This window comes from Vulcanisaeta sp. JCM 16161 (assembly GCF_001316285.1).
Genome location: NZ_BBDO01000020.1, coordinates 1 through 939 on the forward strand (window position 1 = coordinate 1; position 939 = coordinate 939).

Here is a 939-nt window from a genome sequence, read left to right on the forward strand (position 1 = left end):
TGTACCTTGGTTTGAGGATGTCACTGCTCATTGCCTTTACCTGCTTAATCACCTTGACCTCCTTGTCGAGTACCTCCAGATAATAATCGCCGTCGCACTCCATGTTTATTACGGCTGCGTATATTGGTTGCATTAGCTTTGAGTATTCCCGGTAGAGGATTACCGCGGCTATGTGGGTGCATATTTCGCTTCTTCTCCGTAAGCCCCAACCCGTCTCGAAGCACGAGCAGTAGTACCTACCGTCCCTGAGCCTAACCACGTAGTTCGGGTACTTATCGCCAAGCCTTGGATCACCACTCACGACCCACGCATTTTCGGCCAACTGCCTAACAGAGCCGTTTTCGAAGCGTCTCAAAGCCCTCCTAATCCAGGAACTTGATTTACTGGGGAACCTCTCCCTAAGCCTCTCGATTGCGAGCTCCTCAACCTCCCTCTCGACCCTCATCAATGCCCGCCCTAGACCTGATGATCTTGACCCACGGGTTGTCCTCGAGGTTGATTAAGGACTCGTTAATTAACTCCTTAGGATTCTCCCTAATCGAGTCCCTAATGGACTCGGTATTAACCACTCCACTAATACTCAAATTATTAGCATTAATGCCGGTTTTGCCGAGGCATTGCCTCAGCATTTCCTTGATTTCACTCATCGCCGTGTATGAAGTGACTAGTTGTTTGATTAGGTCGCTTATGGTCACGTTATTGACCTCGGAGAGTCTCCTCAGGGCCTCATAGACATCCTCCCTAACGCTTATCGTCCTAAACCTCATTCAACAACCGGTGGAAATCAACTTAAAAGGGGCTGGAACAACGAACCAATACGTTATGATCCACGGAGCCAATGCGTTACTGAACCCGCGAAACCCACGCTTGAGAGGCACAACCAATGCGTTATGAGGCATTGAAGCCGTAACCACGGCTCCTCGATTTAAAAGGGCGGAG

General features: G+C 49.5%; 2 protein-coding genes. Both read right to left on the minus strand.

From position 1 onward, the window contains the following. Positions 1-445: hypothetical protein (locus JCM16161_RS13380; protein WP_243671755.1), on the minus strand; the 445-nt coding region annotated here is incomplete at its 3' end. Then, positions 423-767, minus strand: coding sequence for a hypothetical protein (locus tag JCM16161_RS13385; protein WP_054856188.1), 345 nt, complete (start codon positions 765-767; stop codon positions 423-425). The genes JCM16161_RS13380 and JCM16161_RS13385, both read right to left, overlap by 23 nt. Between the last annotated feature and the right edge of the window lie 172 nt (positions 768-939).

Excerpts from the sequence above, each read along its gene's own strand:
- JCM16161_RS13385 (WP_054856188.1), bottom strand. The coding sequence starts at position 767 with ATGAGGTTTAGGACGATAAGCGTTAGGGAGGATGTCTATGAGGCCCTG.